This window comes from Microlunatus sagamiharensis (assembly GCF_900105785.1).
Taxonomy (GTDB): domain Bacteria; phylum Actinomycetota; class Actinomycetes; order Propionibacteriales; family Propionibacteriaceae; genus Microlunatus; species Microlunatus sagamiharensis.
The window spans coordinates 2,244,230-2,264,714 of sequence record NZ_LT629799.1 but is presented as its reverse complement, the minus strand read 5'-3'; the positions used below and the strand labels follow the sequence as shown (position 1 = coordinate 2,264,714).

Annotated in this window: 23 protein-coding genes and 1 riboswitch; of the genes, 10 read left to right on the top strand and 13 right to left on the bottom strand. The window is 75.1% G+C overall.

The genetic code is table 11. The features are described 5' to 3' along the window. The gene (locus BLU42_RS10240; RefSeq protein ID WP_091074339.1) at nucleotides 1–1,032 is read right to left on the bottom strand and encodes a LacI family DNA-binding transcriptional regulator; all 1,032 of its coding nucleotides are present in this window, start codon (nucleotides 1,030–1,032) and stop codon (nucleotides 1–3) included. A 181-nt stretch (nucleotides 1,033–1,213) separates the two neighbouring features. On the opposite strand from BLU42_RS10240, the gene BLU42_RS10235 reads away from it, so the two are divergent. Together BLU42_RS10235 and BLU42_RS10230 are read left to right on the top strand one after the other, a co-directional pair. After that, nucleotides 1,214–2,245: a zinc-dependent alcohol dehydrogenase family protein gene (locus tag BLU42_RS10235; protein WP_091074338.1), complete on the top strand. Its 1,032-nt coding sequence runs from the start codon at nucleotides 1,214–1,216 to the stop codon at nucleotides 2,243–2,245. Nucleotides 2,246–2,288: 43 nt separating this feature from the next. After that, nucleotides 2,289–3,134 (top strand): GNAT family N-acetyltransferase, encoded by an 846-nt coding sequence (locus BLU42_RS10230; protein ID WP_091080123.1) that lies wholly within the window; start codon nucleotides 2,289–2,291, stop codon nucleotides 3,132–3,134. On the opposite strand, the gene BLU42_RS10225 is transcribed toward BLU42_RS10230, so the two are convergent. Next, entirely contained in the window at nucleotides 3,131–3,949 is an 819-nt protein-coding gene (locus BLU42_RS10225) for an NAD-dependent epimerase/dehydratase family protein (RefSeq protein ID WP_091074337.1), read from the bottom strand. The two genes, BLU42_RS10230 and BLU42_RS10225, sit on opposite strands and share 4 nt — an antisense overlap. A 61-nt stretch (nucleotides 3,950–4,010) precedes the next feature. Between BLU42_RS10225 and BLU42_RS10220 the strand changes: the two genes are divergently transcribed. Together BLU42_RS10220 and BLU42_RS10215 are read left to right on the top strand one after the other, a co-directional pair. After that, nucleotides 4,011–4,475, top strand: coding sequence for a MarR family winged helix-turn-helix transcriptional regulator (locus BLU42_RS10220; RefSeq protein WP_091074336.1), 465 nt, complete (start codon nucleotides 4,011–4,013; stop codon nucleotides 4,473–4,475). Then, complete coding sequence (locus tag BLU42_RS10215) at nucleotides 4,472–5,848, top strand: mannitol dehydrogenase family protein (protein ID WP_197680400.1); 1,377 nt, start codon at nucleotides 4,472–4,474, stop codon at nucleotides 5,846–5,848. The genes BLU42_RS10220 and BLU42_RS10215 overlap by 4 nt, the downstream gene beginning before the upstream one ends. Nucleotides 5,849–5,869: 21 nt before the next feature. Here BLU42_RS10215 and BLU42_RS10210 read toward each other — a convergent pair whose 3' ends face one another. Further along, nucleotides 5,870–6,529 carry a trimeric intracellular cation channel family protein gene (locus BLU42_RS10210; RefSeq protein ID WP_231918088.1) on the bottom strand — a complete coding sequence of 220 codons (660 nt, stop codon included), beginning with the start codon at nucleotides 6,527–6,529 and terminating at the stop codon, nucleotides 5,870–5,872. A 95-nt stretch (nucleotides 6,530–6,624) separates the two neighbouring features. Between BLU42_RS10210 and larE the strand changes: the two genes are divergently transcribed. From larE to ygiD, 4 genes are read left to right on the top strand one after another with little or no spacing between them, the layout of a single operon-like run. Next, nucleotides 6,625–7,602, top strand: coding sequence for an ATP-dependent sacrificial sulfur transferase LarE (larE, locus tag BLU42_RS10205; protein ID WP_231918087.1), 978 nt, complete (start codon nucleotides 6,625–6,627; stop codon nucleotides 7,600–7,602). Further along, nucleotides 7,599–8,309, top strand: a complete 711-nt coding sequence (larB, locus tag BLU42_RS10200) for a nickel pincer cofactor biosynthesis protein LarB (RefSeq protein ID WP_091074335.1) — start codon at nucleotides 7,599–7,601, stop codon at nucleotides 8,307–8,309. Before larE ends, larB begins: the two co-directional genes overlap by 4 nt. After that, entirely contained in the window at nucleotides 8,306–9,625 is a 1,320-nt protein-coding gene (larC, locus tag BLU42_RS10195) for a nickel pincer cofactor biosynthesis protein LarC (RefSeq protein ID WP_091074334.1), read from the top strand. Before larB ends, larC begins: the two co-directional genes overlap by 4 nt. After that, the gene (gene ygiD / locus BLU42_RS10190) at nucleotides 9,622–10,497 is read left to right on the top strand and encodes a 4,5-DOPA-extradiol-dioxygenase (RefSeq protein WP_231918086.1); all 876 of its coding nucleotides are present in this window, start codon (nucleotides 9,622–9,624) and stop codon (nucleotides 10,495–10,497) included. Before larC ends, ygiD begins: the two co-directional genes overlap by 4 nt. 27 nt (nucleotides 10,498–10,524) lie before the next feature. Here the strand turns inward: ygiD and BLU42_RS10185 are convergent, their stop codons facing one another. The 3 genes from BLU42_RS10185 to BLU42_RS10175 all read right to left on the bottom strand — a co-directional run bounded on the left by BLU42_RS10185 (nucleotide 10,525) and on the right by BLU42_RS10175 (nucleotide 13,017). Beyond that, entirely contained in the window at nucleotides 10,525–11,253 is a 729-nt protein-coding gene (locus BLU42_RS10185; RefSeq protein WP_091074333.1) for an SDR family oxidoreductase, read from the bottom strand. Between the two features lie 163 nt (nucleotides 11,254–11,416). Next, nucleotides 11,417–12,367 carry a carbohydrate kinase family protein gene (locus tag BLU42_RS10180; protein WP_091074332.1) on the bottom strand — a complete coding sequence of 317 codons (951 nt, stop codon included), beginning with the start codon at nucleotides 12,365–12,367 and terminating at the stop codon, nucleotides 11,417–11,419. Further along, nucleotides 12,364–13,017, bottom strand: coding sequence for a transaldolase family protein (locus BLU42_RS10175; protein ID WP_091074331.1), 654 nt, complete (start codon nucleotides 13,015–13,017; stop codon nucleotides 12,364–12,366). Before BLU42_RS10175 ends, BLU42_RS10180 begins: the two co-directional genes overlap by 4 nt. Before the next feature lie 138 nt (nucleotides 13,018–13,155). Between BLU42_RS10175 and BLU42_RS10170 the strand changes: the two genes are divergently transcribed. After that, complete coding sequence (locus BLU42_RS10170) at nucleotides 13,156–13,692, top strand: NUDIX domain-containing protein (protein WP_091074330.1); 537 nt, start codon at nucleotides 13,156–13,158, stop codon at nucleotides 13,690–13,692. Between the two features lie 210 nt (nucleotides 13,693–13,902). On the opposite strand, the gene BLU42_RS10165 is transcribed toward BLU42_RS10170, so the two are convergent. Continuing rightward, nucleotides 13,903–14,676, bottom strand: coding sequence for an SDR family oxidoreductase (locus BLU42_RS10165; RefSeq protein ID WP_091074329.1), 774 nt, complete (start codon nucleotides 14,674–14,676; stop codon nucleotides 13,903–13,905). Then, nucleotides 14,673–15,707 carry a zinc-dependent alcohol dehydrogenase family protein gene (locus BLU42_RS10160; protein WP_091074328.1) on the bottom strand — a complete coding sequence of 345 codons (1,035 nt, stop codon included), beginning with the start codon at nucleotides 15,705–15,707 and terminating at the stop codon, nucleotides 14,673–14,675. Before BLU42_RS10160 ends, BLU42_RS10165 begins: the two co-directional genes overlap by 4 nt. Before the next feature lie 146 nt (nucleotides 15,708–15,853). Here BLU42_RS10160 and BLU42_RS10155 point away from each other — a divergent pair, with 146 nt between their 5' ends. Continuing rightward, on the top strand, nucleotides 15,854–16,501 hold the full coding sequence (locus BLU42_RS10155; protein ID WP_091074327.1) for a BLUF domain-containing protein: 648 nt from the start codon (nucleotides 15,854–15,856) through the stop codon (nucleotides 16,499–16,501). Nucleotides 16,502–16,528: 27 nt separating this feature from the next. Here the strand turns inward: BLU42_RS10155 and BLU42_RS10150 are convergent, their stop codons facing one another. The 5 genes from BLU42_RS10150 to BLU42_RS10135 form a co-directional block, all read right to left on the bottom strand. After that, nucleotides 16,529–17,461: a 2-hydroxyacid dehydrogenase gene (locus tag BLU42_RS10150; protein ID WP_231918085.1), complete on the bottom strand. Its 933-nt coding sequence runs from the start codon at nucleotides 17,459–17,461 to the stop codon at nucleotides 16,529–16,531. A gap of 35 nt (nucleotides 17,462–17,496) precedes the next feature. Further along, complete coding sequence (locus BLU42_RS10145) at nucleotides 17,497–18,801, bottom strand: multidrug effflux MFS transporter (protein WP_091074326.1); 1,305 nt, start codon at nucleotides 18,799–18,801, stop codon at nucleotides 17,497–17,499. Between the two features lie 141 nt (nucleotides 18,802–18,942). After that, complete coding sequence (locus tag BLU42_RS10140; protein WP_231918084.1) at nucleotides 18,943–19,548, bottom strand: TolB family protein; 606 nt, start codon at nucleotides 19,546–19,548, stop codon at nucleotides 18,943–18,945. Then, nucleotides 19,503–19,811 (bottom strand): hypothetical protein, encoded by a 309-nt coding sequence (locus BLU42_RS21405; protein ID WP_231918083.1) that lies wholly within the window; start codon nucleotides 19,809–19,811, stop codon nucleotides 19,503–19,505. The genes BLU42_RS10140 and BLU42_RS21405 overlap by 46 nt, the downstream gene beginning before the upstream one ends. Before the next feature lie 15 nt (nucleotides 19,812–19,826). After that, nucleotides 19,827–20,189 carry a tautomerase family protein gene (locus BLU42_RS10135; RefSeq protein WP_197680399.1) on the bottom strand — a complete coding sequence of 121 codons (363 nt, stop codon included), beginning with the start codon at nucleotides 20,187–20,189 and terminating at the stop codon, nucleotides 19,827–19,829. Nucleotides 20,190–20,354: 165 nt separating this feature from the next. Next, nucleotides 20,355–20,461, top strand: a riboswitch (TPP riboswitch). The last annotated feature ends 24 nt before the right edge of the window (nucleotides 20,462–20,485 follow it).

Below are 20,485 nucleotides of genomic sequence, written 5' to 3'. Positions count from 1 at the left end.
TCAGCCGGTCCCGCAGCCGCAGGACCGCGCGAGGACGAGCTCGGTCGCGAACGTGCGGTGCTCGTACGGCAGGTCGCGCGCGAGGACCGCGGCGACCGCGGCCTCGGCCATCGCCTCCACCGGCTGGCGGCTGGTGGTCAGCGACGGCCAGGTGAAGCTCGCCTCCTCGGTCCCGTCGAAGCTGGCGACAGCCAGGTCGCCGGGCACGTCGAGCCCCTGCTCCCGCGCCGCGCGCAGCACACCCACGGCCTGCAGGTCCGAGCCCGTCACGACCGCCGTCGGACGCTTGGCCGCCGTCAGCAGCCGCAGGCCGGCCTCGTAGCCGCCCGTGCGGGTGAACGGCGCCCGCTCGACCGCACCCGGGCTGCGGCGGTTCCGGGCGTGGGCCCGCAGCCAGCCGGACTGCCGCCCGTCGAGCTCGACGTCGGTGGTGTCGCCGATGACCAGCGCCACCGACGCGTGGTCGTGCACGGTGAGGAGGTGGTCGGTCACCGCCTCGATCCCGGCCGTGGCGTCGGGCCCGATGGTCAGGTGCCCGGGGTGGGGCGCCGCGGAGTCGACGAGGACGACGGGCGTACGCACGCCCCGCCGGGCCAGCTCGCCGACGACCCCCGCGCCCGTCCCGCGGGCGAGGATCAGCCCGTCGATCTGCCGGTCGCACAGGTCGAGCACGCCGCGCAGCTCGACCGCGGCGTCGGAGCCCGCGCTGATCGTGAGCAGCGCGTAGCCGCGGGCGGCGGCGGCGCGCTGCACCGCCACCGCGTACTCGGCGTAGAAGGGGTTGGTGCTGTCGGGGACGACGAGCCCGAGCATGGTGGTGCTGCCCAGGGCCAGGGCGCGCGCGGTGCTGTTGGGGCGGTAGCCGAGCTTGGCGACCGCGTCCTGCACCCGGGCGGCGGTGGCCTCGGACACCGTCTTGGGCCCGCCGTTGACGACCCAGCTGACGACCGCGTCGCTCACCCCGGCGTGGCGGGCGACGTCCGCGCGCGTCACCGCGCCGCTGCGGCCGGGCGTGCTCGCCGGTCTCGCCACGCCACCACCTCCGGGCCCTCGCTGGTTCCGTCGACGGTAGCAGTAACGCCTGGTGAGTCCTCTGTCCGGAACCGCTGCTCGGCGCGCCCCAAGAGCCTTGCGCAGTGACCGTTAACGCGCGTAACCTCCGAGCACCAGCCGGGCCCACCGACGGGTCGGGTCGACGAACGGAGATGGCCTGATGCGTGGCGTGTTCCTGCCCGGTGACTCGACCGCCGAGGTCCGCGAGGTCCCCGACCCCGAGCCCGGCCACGGGCAGGTGCTGCTCGCGATGAAGGCCTCGACGATCTGCGGCTCCGACATCCGCGCCATCTACCGCGAGCACGCGCAGGGCGACCCGGCCGAGATGTACCAGGGCGTCGTGGCCGGCCACGAGCCCGCCGGCGAGGTCGTCGCGGTCGGTCCGGGTGCGGTCCGGCTCTCGGTCGGCGACCGGGTCTGCGTCTACCACATCAGCGGCTGTGGGCAGTGCGACAACTGCGTGCGCGGCTTCCAGATCAGCTGCTCGGCGCCGCAGCGCGCGGCGTACGGGTGGCAGCGCGACGGCGGGCACGCCGACCTGATCCTCGCCGAGGAGCGCGACTGCATCGTGCTGCCCGACTTGGTCAGCTTCCTCGACGGCGCCTGCGTGGCCTGCGGCTTCGGGACGGCGTACGAGGGCCTGCTCCGGGCGAACGTCAGCGGGCGCGACGCGCTCGCCGTCGTCGGGCTCGGCCCGGTCGGCCTCGCCGCCGGCCTGCTGGGCGCCAAGCTCGGCGCGACGCCGCGGGTCGGGCTCGACCCGAGCCCGGAGCGCCGGCAGCTGGCGCTGGAGCTGGGCGCCGTCGACCAGGCATTCGCCCCCGACGACGTCGAGGCGGCGCGCGCGGTGAGCGGCGGCGGCGCCGACGTGGCCGTCGACTGCTCCGGCAGCGAACCCGGCCGCGGCTCGGCGATCGCGCTGCTGCGCGAGCGCGGCCGGCTCGTGCTCGTGGGCGAGGGCAACGGCATGACGGTCCCCGAGGTCAGCCCCACCCTGATCCACCCGTCGATCACGATCATCGGCTCGTGGGTGACCAACCTGGCGCACATGCGCGAGCTCGTCGCCCGCCTGCCCTACTGGGACCTGCACCCCGAGGTGATCGTGTCCGACCGCTTCGGCATCGACGAGGCCGCGGCGGCCTACCGGCTCGCCAACACCGGCCGCGCCGGCAAGGTCGCGCTCGTCCCCTGATCTCCCACTCCGACATCGTCACGGGCAGGATCGCCCCGTGACGATGTCGGTCCAGGACTACCTCCGGGCGTACGACGACCAGCTCCGCACCGAGGCCGAGACGGCCGGTGCGGAGCGGGTCGAGCGGCTCGGGCCGCTGTGGCTCGCGACCTTCGGCGGGAGCCAGGGCTTCGTGTCCTACCGCGAGCTGGCCGGCGCCGACGCCCCGACGCTCGCCGGGTGGGTGGACGAGGTGGTCGAGCGTTTCGCGGCCGACCCCGCGGTCGAGCAGGTGGAGTGGAAGACCCGCGGCCACGACGTCGCGCCCGGGCTGCACGAGGCCCTCGTCGCCCACGGCTTCGAGCCCCAGGAGCCCGAGTCGGTCATGGTCGGCGAGGCCGCGCTCCTCGACGTCGCGGTCCCGCTGCCCGCCTCGGTGTCCCTGCGCCGCATCCGCTCCGCCGCCGACGTGCAGGCCATGGCGGCCATGCAGGACGCGGCCTTCGGCAACCGGGTCTCCGGCGGGATGAGCGACGCGCTGCTCGGCCGGCTCGCCGAGGACGACGGCCTGGAGCTCTGGGTCGCCGAGGCCGACGGCGCGATGGTCGGCGCCGGGCGCCTCGAACCGGTCGCCGGCTCGGACTTCGCCGGGGTCTGGGGCGGGGCGGTGCTGCCGCAGTGGCGTGGGCGCGGGATCTACCGCGCCCTCACGGCCGTGCGCGCCCGCGCCGCGCTCGCGAGCGGGAAGACGCTGATCCACAGCGATTCGACGCCGATGTCCCGCCCGATCCTCGAGCGCTCCGGCCTCGTCGCGGTCTCGACCACGACGCCGTACGAGTGGCACCGCCGGGCCCCGGGCGAGGCGGCCGACGCGGCCGAGCCGGCCGGACCGCCGACGCAGGACGGCTAGAGGATCCCCGCCCGCGCGGCCGCCTGGACGGTCGGGACCTCGGGGGAGAAGCCGAGCTCGCGCAGCAGCGTGCCGTCCATCCGGCCGTGCCAGGGGTCGGTCAGGGGCTCGGCGGACCCCTCGACCTCCGACCCGGCGAGCGCCGTCATCTCGAGGACCGTGATCGGCGCGTCGTCGGTCACGTTGACCACGCGGGAGTCGAGCGTGCCCGCCAGCGCCATCTTGACGACCTGGGCGACGTCGCGGTGGTGGGCCACCGAGTAGGTGTGGGCGGGGTGGAGGCCGAAGCGGCTGACGAGGCCGGGCATCGAGGCCAGGTGCCCGTCGCCCTCGCCGTAGACGAAGGGCAGGCGCAGGACCGACCAGGTGAGCCCGCTCTCGCGCACGAGCGCCTCGGCGGCCACCTTGCTCGCCGGGTAGGCCTGGGTCGGCGAGCAGGGGTCGCTCTCGCGGGCCGGGCGCGTGGCGTCCGCGTCGTACACGTTGCCCGTGCTGGTCATCACGAACCGGGCCCGCGGCGCGTACGCCTGCACCGCGGAGAGCAGGTTGCGGGTGCCGTCCAGGTTCGCTCGCCACACGGCGTCCTCGTCGGTCGTGCGGAACAGCGCCGCGAGGTGCACGACGGCCTCGACGTCCTTGACCGCAGGACGCAGCGAACCGGGGTCGGCCAGGTCGCCGTGGACCGCGGCCGCCCCCGCGGGGAGGGTGACGTCGCCCCGGACGAGCGCGCGGACGGTGTGGCCGGCCTCGACCAGCCGGGGGAGGAGCCGCGACCCGACGAGTCCGCTGGCACCGGTGAGAAGAAGTGTGGCCATAATGGTTCCCTTGCATGATCGTCAGTAAGACTGACGTTCAGGGTAGCAGTAATCTGGCGGGATGAGGCCTGAGCACGAGGACCTGGGCCCGGGGCTCAGCACCCGGCTCACCTACCTCTTCAAGCGCGCGCTACTCGACCTGGAGGAGCTGCACCGCGACCAGCTCGCGACGAGCGGGGTCAACGCGCGCGAGCTGGGGGTGCTGCTGCTCCTCGACGGCCGCGAGCCGGAGTCGCAGCAGCAGCTCGCGGGGCACCTGGGGATCGACCGCACGTCGATGGTCGGCCTGATCGACTCCCTCGAGGGCAAGGGCCTGGTCGAGCGCCGGGCGGACACCGACGACCGCCGCCGCAACGTCGTGGTGCTGACCGCCGACGGCGTCTCCACGCTCCGGCACGCGACGGCCGCGAGCGACGAGGCCGAGCGCCGGCTCCTCTCCGGGCTCGACGACGCCGAGTCCCAGCAGCTCCGGGCGCTGCTGGTGAGGATCGCCGCGAGCGATCGCGGAGACCGGCCGGCGCCGTGACCCCGCGGCTCTCGCGCGCGCTGCCGGGCACGCCGGCCGCGCCGCCCGTCCGGATCGTGCACCTGGGCGTCGGGAGCTTCCACCGGGCGCACCAGGCCTGGTTCACCGCCCACGCCGACGACGCCGCCTCCTGGGGGATCGCGGCCTTCACCGGGCGCCGTCCGGACGTCGCCGACGCGCTCGGTCCGCAGGACGGGCTGTTCACCCTCCTCACGCGCGGCGCGGAGGGCGACGCGTACGAGGTCGTCGGCTCCCTCGCCGAGGTGCACCCGGCCTCCGACCACGACCGGCTGCTCGAGCTCCTCGCCTCACCCGAGGTCGCGCTCGTGACGATCACCGTGACCGAGGTGGGCTACCTCCTCGACGCGGACGGCCGCTTCGACGCCGGCCGCGAGGTGGTGCGCGCCGAGGCGGCGACCCTGCGCGCCGACCCGCGCGCCGCCGTGGGCACGTTGCCCGCCCGGCTGGTCTCCGGCCTGCTCGCCCGTCGGGCCGCCGGGGCCGGGCCGCTGACCGTCCTCTCCTGCGACAACCTCCCGCACAACGGCGCCGTCACGGCCGCCGTCGTGGGCGGCCTCGCCGGCCTCGTCGACACGACGCTGCCGGCGTGGGTCGGCGCGAACGTCGACTTCGCGAGCTCGGTGGTCGACCGGATCACCCCGGCCACCACCGACGACGACAAGCGGCTGGTCGAACGCACCCAGGGCTACCTCGACGAGGCCCCGGTGCCCACCGAACCCTTCGCCGAGTGGGTCGTCTCCGGCCGCTTCCCGTCGGGCCGACCCCGCTGGGAGAGCGCCGGGGCGACGCTCGTGGAGGACGTCACGCCCTTCGAGCAGCGCAAGCTCTGGCTCCTCAACGGCGCGCACTCGCTGCTGGCGTACGCGGCGAGCGCCCGCGGCCACGCCACCGTCGACGAGGCGGTCGCCGACCCGGTCTGCCGGGCCTGGGTCGAGCAGCTGTGGGACGAGGCGTGCCGGCACCTCACGCTGCCCGCCGCGGAGCTCGACGGCTACCGCGCGGCCCTGCTGGAACGGTTCGCGAACCCGCGCGTGCGTCACCGCCTCGCCCAGGTCGCCGCCGACGGCTCCAGCAAGCTGCGCGTCCGGGTGCTGCCCGTGCTGCGGGCCGAGCGGGCCGCCGGCAACGTCCCCGCCGGCTGCGCCACGGCGCTCGCCGGCTGGGTCCTGCACCTGCAGGGGGTGGGCGCGCCGGTGACCGACCCCGGGGCCGGACCCGCCCTGGCCGCCGTCGCGACGAACGACCCACGCGCCGCCGTCGCCGGGGTGCTCGACGTGCTGGCGCCGGGTCTCGGGGCCGACGCCCCGCTGGTCGACGCCGTCGCCGCGAGGCTCTCCGCGCTCCGTCCCTGACCCGGACGCCGGCGGCCGGGCTCAGCGCGTCTGGCCCGCCCGGCGCCGCGGGACGCCGGGCGGCCGCGGCGCGTTCAGGTGGAAGCGCAGGCCCAGCATGCGGATCGTGAAGCACGCCCCGGCGGCGGCGAGCGCGACCGGTGCGCCCAGCACCTCGTCGACCCCCGTACGGCCGGCCAGCACGACGAGCCCGGCGGCCACGAGCGCGGGGACGGCGTACAGGCCGGTGCGCAGCACGTCGGGGACCTGGCGGATCAGCACGTCGCGGATCGTGCCGCCGCCCACCCCGGTCAGGGCCCCGAGCAGGACCGCCTGCACCGGCCCCACGCCGAGCTCGAGCGCCTTGCCGGCCCCCGTGACGGCGAAGAGGCTCAGCCCGGCGGCGTCGAGGACGTGGATCGAGATGCGCATGCGCCGCAGCGGGCGGCTGAAGAAGAAGGCGATCAGCGCCCCGGCTGCCGCCACGGCGAGGTAGCGCCAGTCGACGAACGTCGCCGGCGGCAGCGCGCCGAGCAGCACGTCGCGGACGATGCCGCCGCCGACCGCGGTGACGATGCCGAGGGTGAGCACCCCGACGAGGTCGACGTCGACGGCGCGGATGGCGGTCAGGGCGCCGTTCAGCGCGAAGGCGAACGTGCCGACCAGGTCGAGCACGAGCAGCACGGTCAGGTCGGGAGGCACACGCACGGTCTACCGCAGCCGGCTCCTCGTCGCACGCACCCGGTCGGCGTCCGGTCTCGACCGCTGATCCGCCCAGCCGCGCCGTAACCTCCCGGGTGGGGCCCGTGCCCCGGGCGTGCGCCACGCACCCGTCCGCCCCGCTCGACCCGCTCGACCCGCTCGACCAGCAACGACGCATCGGAGACACCGTGCCCCTCGACCTCGCCGTCGACCTGCCCCACCCGTCGGCCGACCAGGCCGACGCGGCCGAGGACCGGGCCGCGCTGGACGCCGTCCGCGCCTCGCTCGCCGGCGTCGAGCGCCTCGGCGTCGCCTTCTCCGGCGGGGTGGACTCCTCCGTCCTGCTCGCCGCCGCCGTCCGGGTGCTCGGCCCGAGCCGGGTCGTGGCGATCCTCGGCGTCTCGCCGAGCCTGGCCGCGGACGAGCGCGCGGCGGCCCACGAGGTCGCGCAGGTGATCGGCGCCGCGCTGGTCGAGGTGACGACCGACGAGGGCAGCCTCCCGGCCTACCGGGCCAACGGGCCCGACCGCTGCTTCCACTGCAAGAACGAGCTGTTCACCAAGATCTCCGACGAGGTCGTCCGCACGTACGCGCTCGACGCGGTCGCGTACGGGGAGAACCTCGACGACGCGGCCCGTCCGGACCGCCCCGGGAGCCGGGCCGCGGTCGAGCACCGGGTGCTGGCCCCGCTGCGCGACGCCGGGCTCGACAAGGCCGCGGTGCGCCGGCTCGCGCGCACCTGGGCCCTGCCCTGCGCCGACAAGCCGGCCGCACCCTGCCTCGCGTCCCGCATCCCGCACCACAGCGAGGTGACGCCGGAGAAGCTCGGGCAGGTCGACCGCGCGGAGCAGGGACTGCGACGCCTCGGGTTCGCCGACGCGCGCGTGCGCCACCACGGCGAGGTCGCCCGCGTCGAGCTGCCCGCCGAGGACCTCGTCCGCGCGGTCTCCGACCCGCTGCGCGGTGCGGTGCGGGAGGCCGTGCTCGGGGCCGGGTTCCGCTTCGTCGCGCTCGACCTGGGCGGGATGCAGTCCGGCGTGTTCACGCTGTCGGCGCTGGGGCAGCGCGCGTGAGCGGGTCCGCCGCGCACCCGGAGGGCCTCGCGGGGATCGCCGAGCTCGACCTCGACCGCCAGGACCGGCGCGGCTACGCCGAGGCCGTCTACTGCGCGGGCAAGACCGCCGAGCAGGTCGGTGCGATCGCCCGCGCCGTGGCCGCCCGCCCCGACGTCAAGACGCTCTTCACCCGAGCCGGCGACGACCACGCCTCCGCGGTCCTCGAGGCGCTTCCCGACGCGTCCTGGGACCCGGTCGCGCGCATCGTGGCCTGGCCCGCCGAGCCGCCGGCGTCCACCGGCGGGCTGGTGCTCGTGCTCGCGGCGGGCACGTCCGACCTGCCCGTCGCGCGCGAGGCGTACGTGACCGCGCGCCACCTCGGCCGGCCCGCGGAGCTGGTCGTCGACGTCGGCGTCGCCGGGCTGCACCGCATCCTCGCCAGGCTCGACCTGCTGCGCTCGGCCCGCGCGATCGTCGTCGCCGCCGGCATGGACGGGGCGCTGCCCAGCGTGGTCGCCGGGCTCGTGCGGGCGCCGGTCGTCGCGGTGCCGACCTCGGTCGGCTACGGCGCCGCGTTCGGCGGGGTCGCCGCCCTGCTGACCATGCTCAACGCCTGCGCCCCCGGCGTCAGCGTCGTGAACATCGACAACGGCTATGGCGCCGGGCACCTCGCCGCGCAGATCGCCGAGCCGCCGGAGCCGCAGGAGCCGGGGGAGCCGGCGTGAGGCACGTCTGGGTCGACGTGTCGGCCGGGGTGGCGGGCGACATGCTGCTCGGCGCCCTCCTCGACGCCGGCGCCTCGCTGGACGCGGTCCAGAGGGCGGTCGACGCCGTCGTCGCCGGGGCGGTGGCGGTCGAGGTGCGCACGGTCACGCGGGCCGGGATGCGGGCGACCAAGGCCGACGTGCGGATGCTCGTCGACGACCCCCCGCACCGCGACTGGCGCACCGTCCGGGCGATGCTCCACGGCGCCGCGCTCGCCGACCGCGTACGCCGCGACGCCCTGGCCGTGTTCGGGCGGCTGGCCGACGCGGAGGCGCACGCCCACGGCATCGACGCCGAGGACGTGCACTTCCACGAGGTCGGTGCGCTCGACTCGATCGCCGACGTCGTCGGCGTCTGCGCGGCGCTGGACGACCTCGGCGTCGAGTCGCTGAGCGCCGGCGAGGTCGCCCTCGGCTCCGGCACGGTGCGCATGGCCCACGGGCGCATCGCCGTCCCCGGTCCGGCCGTCGTCGAGCTGTCGCGCGGCTGGCGCGTCCGCGGCGACGGGCCGGGCGAGCTCACGACGCCGACCGGCATGGCCCTCGTGGTGACCCTGGCGCAGGCCTGCGAGGACCTGCCGGCGCTGACGCTCGAGACCTCGGGCAGCGGCGCGGGCACCCGCGACACCGCCGGCCGACCGAACCTCACCCGCGTGCTCGTCGGCTCCCGGACGGGGGCGGCGCCCACGGCGAGCGGCCAGACCGGGGTCGTCCTCGAGGCGAACGTCGACGACCTCGACCCGCGCCTCTGGCCGGGCGTGCTCGCCGCCCTGCTCGGCGCCGGCGCGCAGGACGCCTGGCTGGCCCCCATCGCCATGAAGAAGGGCCGGCCCGCGCACGTCCTCACCGTGCTCGGCACGCCCGAGACCGCGCCACGCCTGCGCTCGGTGGTGCACGCGCAGACCTCGACGATCGGGCTGCGCCAGACGACGGTGGAGAAGCACGCGCTGCCGCGGACCTGGGCGCCGGTGGACGTCGACGGCCGGACGGTCCGGATCAAGGTCAGCCACGAGCGCGGGGCGGTGGTGCGGGCGACCCCGGAGTTCGAGGACGTCGCCGCAGCGGCCGCGGCGACCGGACGCCCGACCGTCGACGTGCTGGCGGCGGCGGGGGCGGCGGCGGTCGCCGGAGGGCTGGTCCCCGGCGCCAGGGTGCCGAGCGACGACAGCGGCCAGGAGGTCAGCCGTCCGCACCAGGCGCACGACCACGACCACCCGCACCCCGGGCACGACCACGCAGGACAGCACGACCACGACCACGCGGAGGAGCACCCGTGACCGACCTCGCACCCGCGCCCGGGCTCATGCCGGCGGCCTTCATCGGGCACGGCAACCCGATGAACGCCCTCGCCGACAACCGCTACACCCGCGCCTGGCGGGCGCTGGGCGAGGCCGTGCCGCGGCCGCGGGCGATCCTCGTCGTGTCGGCGCACTGGTACATCAACGCCACCGCGGTCACCGCGATGCCGCGGCCGCGCACGATCCACGACTTCTACGGCTTCCCCCAGGAGCTCTTCGACGTCGACTACCCCGCACCCGGGATGCCGTCGTTGGTCGAGGAGGTCAGCGACGCCGTGCACCCGACCTGGGTCGGCGCCGACGTCGACAGCTGGGGGATCGACCACGGCACCTGGTCGGTGCTCATGCACACCTTCCCCGACGCCGACGTCCCGGTGATGCAGATGAGCATCAACGCCGACAAGCCGCTCGACTACCACCTGGACCTCGGGGCGCGGCTCGCCCCGCTGCGCGAGCAGGGCGTGCTCGTGATCGGCAGCGGGAACGTCGTGCACAACCTGGGCGGCATGGACGGCCGGCTGCCCGACGCCGGCTTCGACTGGGCGCAGCGCTTCGACGAGCACGTCAGGGCGACGATGGCTGACGACCCGACCGAGGTGGCTGCGGCGGAGGCCCACCGCGACTTCCGCACCGCCGTGCCCACGCCCGACCACTACATCCCGCTGCTCTACCTCGCCGGGCTCGCGGGCGCGGCCGACCGCGGCGCCGACGTGCTGATCGACGGCTACGCGTACGGGTCGCTGTCCATGACCGCGTACACGCTCGACCTCGCCTGCCCGGGCGCCGGGGACGGCACCGGGGCGGCCGCCCCGCTGCCCGAGGGCGTGCCGCCGGACGCCTCGAACATCTGACGCCGCGACGGCGATCGGGAGCCGCAGCTAGCGGATCGAGTAGCCGCCGTCGATCGCGAGCGAGACGCCGCTGATCATGGACGCGCCGTCGCCGAGCAGGAAGACGATCGGCGCGGCGATCTCGGCCTCGGTCGCCCAGCGCCCGAGCGGCATCGCCTCGAGGAACGGGCCCTGGACGTCCTCGCGCCCCCAGTACCAGGCCGACATCGGCGTCATGACCACGGTCGGGTTGACCGAGTTCACCCGGATGCCGTGGCGGCCGAGCTCCAGGGCCGACACCCGCGTGATGCTGTCGAGCGCCGCCTTCGACGCGCCGTACGAGACGTGCCCGTTCAGCGCGACCAGGCTCGCCTGGCTCGAGACGTTGACGATCGAGCCGCCGCGACCGAGCTTGATCATGGACCGCGACGCGTGCTTGATCACCAGCAGCGAGCCGCGCGTGTTGATCGAGATGACCTTGTCGAAGACCGCGATGTCGGTCTCGTCGGGCGTGGCGATCTCGCCGCCCCAGCCGCCGCAGTTGACGACGCCGTAGAGGTCGAGGCCCTCCAGCGCGTCGCGCACGCTGTCCTCCGACTCGAGGTCGAAGGGCAGCACCCGCGCCCCGGTCTCGGCGGCGAGCGCCTCCAGCGCCTCGGTCGAGCGCCCGCTGGCGATCACGTCGGCGCCCTCGGCGACGAGGTGGCGCACGGTCTCGCCACCGATGCCGCCGCTCGCACCGGTGACGAGGACGGGGCGACCCTCGAGGCCGCTCACGCGTGCCTCCGCACGCGGCGGGGCGTTGGCGTGCAGCTACGGGCGGGCAGGTCGGTCGGCATCGGCGGGCTCCTGGGGTCGCGGGCTTCGGTGGCCCGACGCTAATGGGCAGCCCTTGGCCGCGATGGCCCTGGCCCGACCGCGTCTCAGACCCGATCCCGTCTCAGAGAGGCGTGGGCCAGCGCGGCGGCTCGGCCCCGGCGCGGGTGCAGGTGTCCGCGGCGACGCGGACGGCCAGGTCCAGCAGCGCGCGCAGGTCGTCGACGTCGAGCCCGCGGACGGCCTCCGCGTCCTGCCGACCGGTCCGGTGCAGGAAGGCCAGGGTCGCGGCCATGAACGCGTCGCCCGCGCCGACGGTGTCGACGACCTCGACGCTCGGCGTGGGCAGTCTCACCTCGGCCGATGCCGTGGCGGCCCAGGCCCCGGAACCGCCCGAGGTCACCAGCACCAGGACCGGACCGGCGGCGAGCCAGCGCCGGGCGACGTCCTCGACGGCCTCGCCGGGGTGCAGCCAGGCCAGGTCCTCGTCGCTCACCTTGACCACGTCGCTCAGCGCCACCCAGCCGGCGAGCCGGTCGAGGTAGCGGTCGCGGTCGGCGATCACCGAGGGGCGCACGTTCGGGTCGAGCGAGACCAGCCGCCGACCGGCCTCCGCCTCGAGGAGCGCGGTCAGCGTCGACGCCTGCGGCTCGTACGCGAGGGCGACGGAGCCGAGGTGCAGGGCCGCGCCGTCGGGCAGCGCCAGGCCCTCCAGGTGCTCGGGCCGCAGGCCGCGGTCGGCGGTGCCCTCGTTGTAGAAGCGGTACGCGGCCACGCCCTCGCGCACGTCGGCGACGGAGAGCCCGGTCGGCTCGTTCGCGGGGAGCAGGAGGTCGTCCGCCACGCCGGAGCGGGCGAGGTGCTCGCGCAGCAGCGCGCCGAACCCGTCGTCCGACACCCGCGCGAGCAGGGCCGTCGGCACCCCGAGGCGGCCGAGCCCGACGGCGACGTTCAGGCACGAACCACCCGGGTGCGGCGCGTACGCCGGCCCGCCGTCGGCCGTGCGGGTGGAGGTGAGGTCGACGAAGGCGTCCCCCGCGACGACGACGGCCGGGCCGCGGCCGGGGGCGCTCATCGGGTGGTCGCGACGACCGCGTCCTCGAAGGCCTGCGCCGCGGCGGCGGTCAGCTTGTCGGTGAAGAACGCCTCGGCGACCGCCGGGGCCATGGTGAAGTGCGAGACGCCCGCGCGGGCCAGCGTGACCATCGAGTCGACGTCGCGGATGCTCGCGAGGAGCACCTTCGTCGCGCTGCCTGTCGCCGTGAACAGCTCCTGCATGGCCGCCACGTCGCCGACCGCGTCGCGCCCGGCGTCGGCCAGCCGGCCGAGGTAGGGGGCGATGTAGGTCGCCCCCGCCGCGGCCGCGACCATGGCCTGGCCGGGGTGGTAGACGGCGGTGAGCAGCGTGGGGATCCCGCGGCTCGACAGCTCCGCGCAGGCGGCGGCCCCGGCCTTGGACACGACGAGCTTGACCACCACGTCGGGGCCGAGCTCGCTCAGCCGCAGCCCGCGCTCCACCAGCGTCGCGGTGTCCTCGCCCCAGACCTGGAAGAAGATCTCCCGCGCCCCGGCGGCGCGGGCCCAGCGGTGGATGTCCTCGATGTCGGCCACGCCCTTCTCCGAGCGCTGCAGGATCGTCGGGTTCGTCGTGAGCCCGGCGAAGAGGCCCGTTGCGAGCAGCGGCTCCGCGGCGGCTCGGTCGGCGGTGTCGAGGTAGAGGTGCATCGGCGTACGCGGTCGCTTCCGGCTCGGGCCCCGGCGGCGCCGGGCAGGTCGGCGAGAAGCCTGCCACGCCCGCGCGCCGTCGGGCGCACCTCGTCAGCGGGCGGCGCGGGCCAGGGGAGCGCGGGCGAGGATGTCCGCGTGTGGTCGACCCTCGCCAGCCGTGCCGTGTACGAGAACCCCTGGATCCGCGTGCGCGAGGACCAGGTGCGTCGCCCGGACGGCGGCACGGGCGTCTACGGCGTGGTCGAGGTGCGCAACCCGGCGGTGTTCGTGGTCGCGGTGACCGACGCCGACGAGGTCCTGCTCGTCACCGTCGACCGCTACACGGGCGGCGCGCCGAGCGTCGAGGTGCCGGCCGGCGGCAGCGACGGCGAGGACCTCCTCGTCGCCGCGCGGCGCGAGCTGCGCGAGGAGACCGGCCACGCGGCCGACGAGTGGCGGGTGCTCGGCGAGGTGCGCTCGCTGAACGGCGTCGCGGACGCCCCGGGGCTGGTGTTCCTCGCGACCGGGCTGCGCCACGTGGGCGGCGCGGAGACCGAGGTCGAGGGGATCAGCGCCGTCCGCGCGGTGCCGATCGCCGAGGTCGTGGCCATGGTGGGTCGCGGAGAGATCACCGACAACGAGAGCCTGGGCGCCCTCCTGATGGGTTTCGTCGCGCTCGGCCGGGTCGGCTGACGGCTCGGCTTCAGCAGCCCTGCGACAAGCTCAGGGGTCGTGGTGGCGCCGAGCGTGACCATCCGGCTTCAGAGCGTGAAGGGGAACCGGGCCACGATGCCTGAGCTCGTCGAAGGCCCTTCGACGAGCTCAGGGGTCGTCCTGGGGTCGAGGCAGCGGGACCACGATGCCCTGAGCCTGTCGAAGGCCCGGCGACCGCTCACGCCCCGTTCAGCTGAACCACATGCCCCCGTCGACGACGATCGACTGACCGGTGACGTACGCGGCGTCGGGCGAGGCGAGGAAGGACACGACCCCGGCCACGTCGGTCGGCACCTCGAGGCGCCCGAGCGGGATGCCGGCGACCATCGCCTGCATCTCCGAGCCCACCGCGGTGCCGCGACGCCCGGCCATGTCGACGTCGATCGCGTCCCACATCGGCGTCTGCACGACGCCCGGGCTGTAGACGTTCACGGTGATGCCGTGCTCGCCGAGCTCCTGGGCGAGGGACTGGCTCATCCCGCGCACCGCGAACTTCGACGCCGAGTACGCGGACTGCCACTTGCCGGCCCGGTGGGCCGCGACCGACGCCGCGCCGATGATGCGGCCTCCCCGCCCCTGGGCGATCAGCTGCCGCGCCGCGGCGCGGTAGCAGTGGAAGACGCCGCCGACGTTGACGTCCATCACCCGCCGCCACTGCTCGTCGTTGGTCTCGACCAGCGGCGCCGTGACGGCGATGCCCGCATTGGCCACCATCACGTCGAGGCCGCCGTGGTGCTCGACGTGCGCCGCGACGGCCGCGTCGACCGACGCGCTGTCGGCCACGTCGGCGCCCAGAGCGAGGGCACCCGCCCCGAGCTCGTCGGCGAGGGCGTCGAGCGCGTCCTGCGCGCCGTTGAGGTCGACGACGGTCACGGCCAGCCCGTCGGCGGCGAGGCGTACGGCGACCGCTCGCCCGATGCCGCCGGCCGCGCCGGTGACGAAGGCCGAGCGCGCGCCGCTCACGGGGTGATGACGATCTTGTGCGCCGAACGGTCGTGCTGCGCCGCCTCGATGGCGTCCGCGTACTGCTCGAAGCCGAAGCGGTGCGTGATCAGCCCCGTGGTGCGCACCCGGCCCGAGCGCAGCATCGCGATGGCGGCCTCGAACGACGTCATCTCGGCGAAGGAGCCGAGCACGGTCAGCTCGCGGCGGAACAGCTCGTACGGCGACACCGCGAGCCGGGCGTCCTCGCGGGCGACGCCGTAGACGAGCAGGGTGCCGCCGTTGCGCAGCAGCGGGACGCCGAGGTTGCCGACGGTGGCCGAGCCGGTCGCCTCGACCACCACGTCGTAGCCGGTGCCGGTGGGCGAGGCCGCGCGCAGCCCCTCGACCACCGACTCCGCGTTGTCGTCGGTGATCAGCTCGATCGGCACGGTCTGGTCGATGCCGAGGCCGCGCACCGTCTCGAGCTTGGCCGCGGCGGGGTCGGCGACGGTCACGTGCGCCACGCCGCCGGCGGCCATCATCTGCGCGAGCAGCGAACCGGTCGGCCCGGCGCCGAAGACCAGCGCGCTGCTGCCCGGGCGCGGGCGGAGGCGCTCGAGCCCGTGCATCGCGCAGGAGGCCGGTTCGACGAGCACCGCGGTGTCGAGGTCGAGCCCCTCGGCGTCGAAGACCTGGTCGGCCGGCACCGCGACCTGCTCGGCGAACATCCCGTCGCGGTTCACGCCGACGGCGAGCAGGTTCTCGCAGCGCACGAGGTCGCCCGCGCGGCAGTAGGCGCACAGCCCGCAGTACGCGTTCGGGTTGACGACGACCTGCTGGCCGACGTCGAAGCCGGTCGTTCCCCGACCGAGCGCCGTCACGACGCCGACGCCCTCGTGCCCCGGGATCAGCGGGAACCTCGCGCCGAAGCCGCCGTGGTGCAGGTGCAGGTCGGTCCCGCAGAAACCCGCCTGGGCCACTGTGATCAGGACCTCGCCGTCGCCAGGGCGGGGGTCGGCGACCTCGCGCGCCTGGGGCTCGAGCGCCTGGTCGTAGATCACGGCCCGCATGGGTTGCACCTCGTCTTCGTGGGAGTCGTCGGGGAGTCGTCGTGCGGCCGGCGCCGGCCGCACCGTCCTTCGACGGGAGGCTAGCGGCGCGGTGCTCCCCGCGGTCCCCGGGCCCCTCGTCCGGGACCGGTGACTACCGTGGGGAGGTGATCTTCACCACGGCGTACACCAGCACGATGGTGCGGCCCCTGTCCGACCCCGAGCTCGTCGACCTGCTGGTCGAGAGCCGGGCGCGCAACGCCGACCGGGGGATCACCGGGCTGCTGCTCTACCGCCGGGGCCGGGTCATGCAGATGCTCGAGGGCGAGGAGCGCGTCGTGCGCGACCTCTACGACCGCATCGCCATGGACGTCCGCCACGAGCACGTCACGAACGTCTGGAGCAGCATCGCGGTGCGGCGCCGGTTCCCGGACTGGACGATGGGTTTCGAGGACCTCGACGAGACGGCCCGCTCCATCCCCGCGGGGCACAGCCTCGAGGGGCTCGGCGAGCTCCACGGGCTCGAGGGGGAGGGCTGGGACCCCAGCGAGCTGCGGATCTCCGACGAGCAGGCCGACCTCGTGCGCCGGCGCTCGGCGGTGCTGCGCCGGGCGCTGTCGACCGGCGACCGGCTCGTGGGCGCGCTCGCGATCATCCTCAACGGCCACGACCCCGAGCCGACGGTCAGCAGCGACGGGCAGGCCTACCTGCAGTGCCGGGTGTGCCGCACCCACGACGAGCCGACGCTCGACGCGTACCCGTGCGCCACCGCCAAGAACGCGCTCTGGGCGCTGGAGGCCACCGGCCCGCGCTGAGTCGCCCGCGCGCGTACGAGCTGGGACTCAGGTCCCGGCGCGGACCACGTTCGCCAGGGGCTCGCCCGCCGCCAGCCGCTCGAGCTGGGCCTTGATCATCCGGTCGGCGCGGGGGAAGAACGCCGTGCTCGCGCCGCCCACGTGCGGGGACACGAGGACGTTCTCCACGTGCCAGAGCGGGTGGTCGGCGGGGAGCGGTTCGGGGTCGGTGACGTCGAGCGCCGCGTGCAGGCGCCCGCTGCTCGTCTCGGCGAGCAGCGCGTCGGTGTCCACCAGCGGACCCCGGGCCACGTTGACGACGAGCGCCCCGTCGGGCAGGCGGGACAGCGCCTCGGCACCGATGATCCCGCGGGTCTCGTCGGTCAGCGGGGCGATGACGAAGAGGACGTCGGTCTGCGCGAGCAGGTCGAGCAGCTCGGACGTGGGGTGGACGAGCGGCTCGGTGCGCGCCCGCCGGGCCACCCGGGTCACGGAGGCGACCTCGAACGGCAGGAGCCGGGCCTCGATGGCCGCGCCGATGCCGCCGTAGCCCAGGATCAGGACCCGCCGGTCGGCGATCGCGGTGCCGAAGTCGCGCTTCCACAGCCCGCGCTCCTGGTTGCGCGCGAACTCGTCGAGGTGCCGCCCGCTGGCGAGCGCCAGCGCCACGGCCAGCTCGGCGGTGCTGGCGTCGTGGACGCCCGCCGCGTTGCACAGCGTGACGTGGTCCGGGACGTACGGCGCGACGTCGTCGACCCCGGCGGTCAGCGTCTGCACGACGCGCAGCGCGGGCAGGTCGGCGAGAACCCGCTCGGCGCCCTTGCGCAGGTACGGCAGGACGACGTACTCGACGTCGGCCGTCGAGCCGGGCGTCGTGTCGTCGTCGGCCTTCCAGCAGTCCGCCTCGATCCCGGCGGGGATCCCGCCGAGCCTCCGCTCGGCCTCGTCGAGATCGGCGTAGGGGACCCAGGCGCGCACCACGCGACGATCATCGCGTGCGGTGGCGCCCGGCTTCCTCACCGGGGGTGCTGGACGTCGCCGCCGTCGTGGCCGACGCCCGCGGGAGCCGCCTGCTCCGCGACGACGGGCGGCGTCCGGACCCAGCGTGGGGCGACGACCTGGAGCAGGGCGCCGAGGCCGAGGCCGGCGAGCATCACCGCGCCCATCGCCACCGGGGTGCCGCCGAGCGCACCGGCCAGCGGCGTGCCGAGGCCGCCGATCCCGAAGGCGAGGCCGCCCTGGAGCGCGGCCGCCGTGCCGGGGGTCGCGTGGCCGAGCGCCTGCGTCCTCGTCGCCGAACCGGTGATCACCAGCCCCTGCGCACCGGTGACCACGGCGAGGCAGGCCCACACCACGCCGGCCGGCGCGTGCAGGAGGGCGCCGGCCAGGACGCCGGCGGAGCCGACGGCGGCGACCACCAGCCCGATCGAGAGGAGGCGGTCCTCCGAGATCCGCTCGACGAGCCGGCCGAAGAGCACCGTGGTGATGATCATGCAGACTGCGTTGCTCGCGAAGACGACCGTGTAGAGGCTGGTCGAGAAGCCGTACACCTCCTGGAAGACGAAGGCGCTCGTGGCGATGTAGGCGAAGAAGCCGACCGTCGCCACGCACGAGGTGACGAGGTAGAGCGAGAAGCGCGGGTTCGCGAGGAGGCCGCCCATCCGGCGCGCGCTCGCGGCCAGGCCGACGCCGGTCGAGCGCCGTACGGGCGGCAGCGTCTCGGGGAAGCTGACGAGCACGAGGACCGAGAGCGCGAGGCCCGCGCCGGCGAGCAGCCAGAACGTCAGCCGCCAGGTGCCCAGCCCGATCAGCACACCGCCGAGCAGCGGGGCGACGACGGGCGCGACCGCGTTGATGGCCGACAGCGAGGCGATCGTCTTCGCCCGCCGTACGCCGCTCAGCACGTCGGTGACCATGGCCCGGCCCGCCACGGCACCCGCCGCACCGGCCAGCCCCTGCACGACGCGCGCGACCAGCAGGACCGAGATCGAGGGGGAGAGCGCGCAGAGGACCGAGGCGAGCGTGAAGCCGATGCTGCCGAGCAGCACCAGCCGGCGACGCCCGACGGCGTCGCTGAGCGGCCCGACCAGCAGCATCCCCACCGCGAACGACACGAGGAACGCCGTCAGCGTCAGCTGCGCCAGCGCCGGGCTGGTCCGCAGGTCGGCCGCCAGCTCGGGGAGCCCGGGGATGTACATGTCGGTCGCCAGCGGCGAGATCCCGACGACCAGCGCGAGCGGGACGAGCGGAGCCAGCTGGCGGGTGCTGTGGTGCCGTGCGAGCCGTACGGGGCCTGTGCGACCGGGGCCTGTCGAGGACATGGGCCTCCCTTCGCACCCACCGTACTAGAACGTTTTAGGTGCGGCGAACGGCTGAGCCCACGCCGAGAGTGACGACGCGCCGCCGGACCTCTCCCGAGATCCTCGGCGCGCCGTCACACTCGCGGGTGTGGGTGGGCCAGCTCAGCCGATCGGGTAGGCCACGTACGCGAACCGGCTGCTGTCGGGCGCCCAGCTGTTGACGTTCAGCGTGCCCTGGCCGCCGTGCAGCGGGTAGCGCCGCAATGGCGTCGTCCAGTCGCTCGTGGCGACGAGACGGACCTCCACGTCCAGGTCGGCCGGGTGGCCGAGCGTCCCGGCCGGGAACGAGATCGAGGTCGCGTACGCGCCGTCGGGCGAGAGGTGCGGGAACCAGTCGACGGTCCCCGTGGCCGCGAGCCGCTCGACCGGACCGCCGCCGTCGGGCACCCGGGCCAGCTGGGCGTGGCCGGGCGCGGTCGTGAACCCCTCGGTGTTGAAGTAGATCCACGCGCCGTCCGGCGACCACTCCGGCCCGTCGAGGTGGTCGGGACCGGTGTCGACCGTGCGCGTGGTGCCGTCCGAGGACAGCACGACGAGGCGTCCGACCGGCTGCTCCATCGTGGCGATCTCGACGTACGCGAGCCGGGTCCCGTCCGGCGACACCCCGTGCAGGAAGTGCCAGCGGCCGTCCTCGGGCGTCACCCGCTCGACCGGTCCGCCGGTCAGCGCGCCGCGGTAGACGTGGGTGTCCATGCCGGACATGAACACGCTGCGCCCGTCCGGGGCCAGGACGTGGTCGTTGTTGATGTCGGGCAGCCCGGTGAAGGGGACCTGCTCGAGCGCGCCGCCCCGACCGGCAGGGTCCAGAGCAGGCCGTCACCGTTGAGGACGAGGTGGCGGCCGTCGAGGCTCCAGTTCGGCGCCTCGAGGAGCAGGTCGGTCGTCTCGAGCAGGAGCTCGGGCTCGGACAGGTCGGTGCCGGCGAGCCAGACCTGGGTCTGCTGGCCGGGCGCGAGCGTGCGTGCGGGCATCGGTGCGTCCCCGGCTCAGGCGGGCTCGGGGGCGTACCAGGTGGCGGTCTGGCCGACCTCGTTGATCACCAGCAGCAGGTTGTCGCGCTTGATGTCGAGCGCCGACACCTCCTCGACGATGGCCTCCATCGTGGCCTGCTTCTGCTCGTCGGTGTAGCCCTTGCTGGCCACCAGCTCGATGAACACGATGTCGTCGCGCTGCTGGTTGGGGAAGGTGGGGGAGTAGACCAGCTCGCCGGGCTCGTGCAGCCGGAAGATCTGGAAGAGGTCGTCGGCCGGCATCGAGAAGCCGGTCACCATGCCGCGCAGGATCGCCGCGCTGATGTCGGCCATCTTCGGCTGGAGGCTGCGGTGCATGTCGATGCGTGCGTGCGGCACGGGCGGTCCCTTCGTCGTCGGCGGACCCTCGTCGGCCCGTCGGTCCGGTCGACCTCCCCGAGGAGGCCGACGTACTTAGTCAACTTGTGCAAGAAAGATCGTACGGCTCGCTCGGAGCGGGCCCGGACGGCGGTACCCAGCAGGTCCGGCCCGGCGCTAGGGTGGCGACGACGACAGGGGAGCGCCGAGAGGGCGCTGAGAGTGCGGCAGATCCGCAGACCCTCGAACCTGATCCGGCTCGCACCGGCGTAGGGAGTCGAGAGCTCGCCACCCGGCCACGGCCGGGTGGGCCCCTT

Coding starts and splice junctions, on each gene's coding strand:
- BLU42_RS10235 (WP_091074338.1), top strand. CDS start 1,214: ATGCGTGGCGTGTTCCTGCCCGGTGACTCGACCGCCGAGGTCCGCGAG.
- BLU42_RS10230 (WP_091080123.1), top strand. CDS start 2,289: ATGTCGGTCCAGGACTACCTCCGGGCGTACGACGACCAGCTCCGCACC.
- BLU42_RS10225 (WP_091074337.1), bottom strand. CDS start 3,949: ATGGCCACACTTCTTCTCACCGGTGCCAGCGGACTCGTCGGGTCGCGG.
- BLU42_RS10220 (WP_091074336.1), top strand. CDS start 4,011: ATGAGGCCTGAGCACGAGGACCTGGGCCCGGGGCTCAGCACCCGGCTC.
- BLU42_RS10180 (WP_091074332.1), bottom strand. CDS start 12,367: ATGAGCGCCCCCGGCCGCGGCCCGGCCGTCGTCGTCGCGGGGGACGCC.
- BLU42_RS10175 (WP_091074331.1), bottom strand. CDS start 13,017: ATGCACCTCTACCTCGACACCGCCGACCGAGCCGCCGCGGAGCCGCTG.
- BLU42_RS10160 (WP_091074328.1), bottom strand. CDS start 15,707: ATGCGGGCCGTGATCTACGACCAGGCGCTCGAGCCCCAGGCGCGCGAG.
- BLU42_RS10145 (WP_091074326.1), bottom strand. CDS start 18,801: ATGTCCTCGACAGGCCCCGGTCGCACAGGCCCCGTACGGCTCGCACGG.
- BLU42_RS21405 (WP_231918083.1), bottom strand. CDS start 19,811: ATGCCCGCACGCACGCTCGCGCCCGGCCAGCAGACCCAGGTCTGGCTC.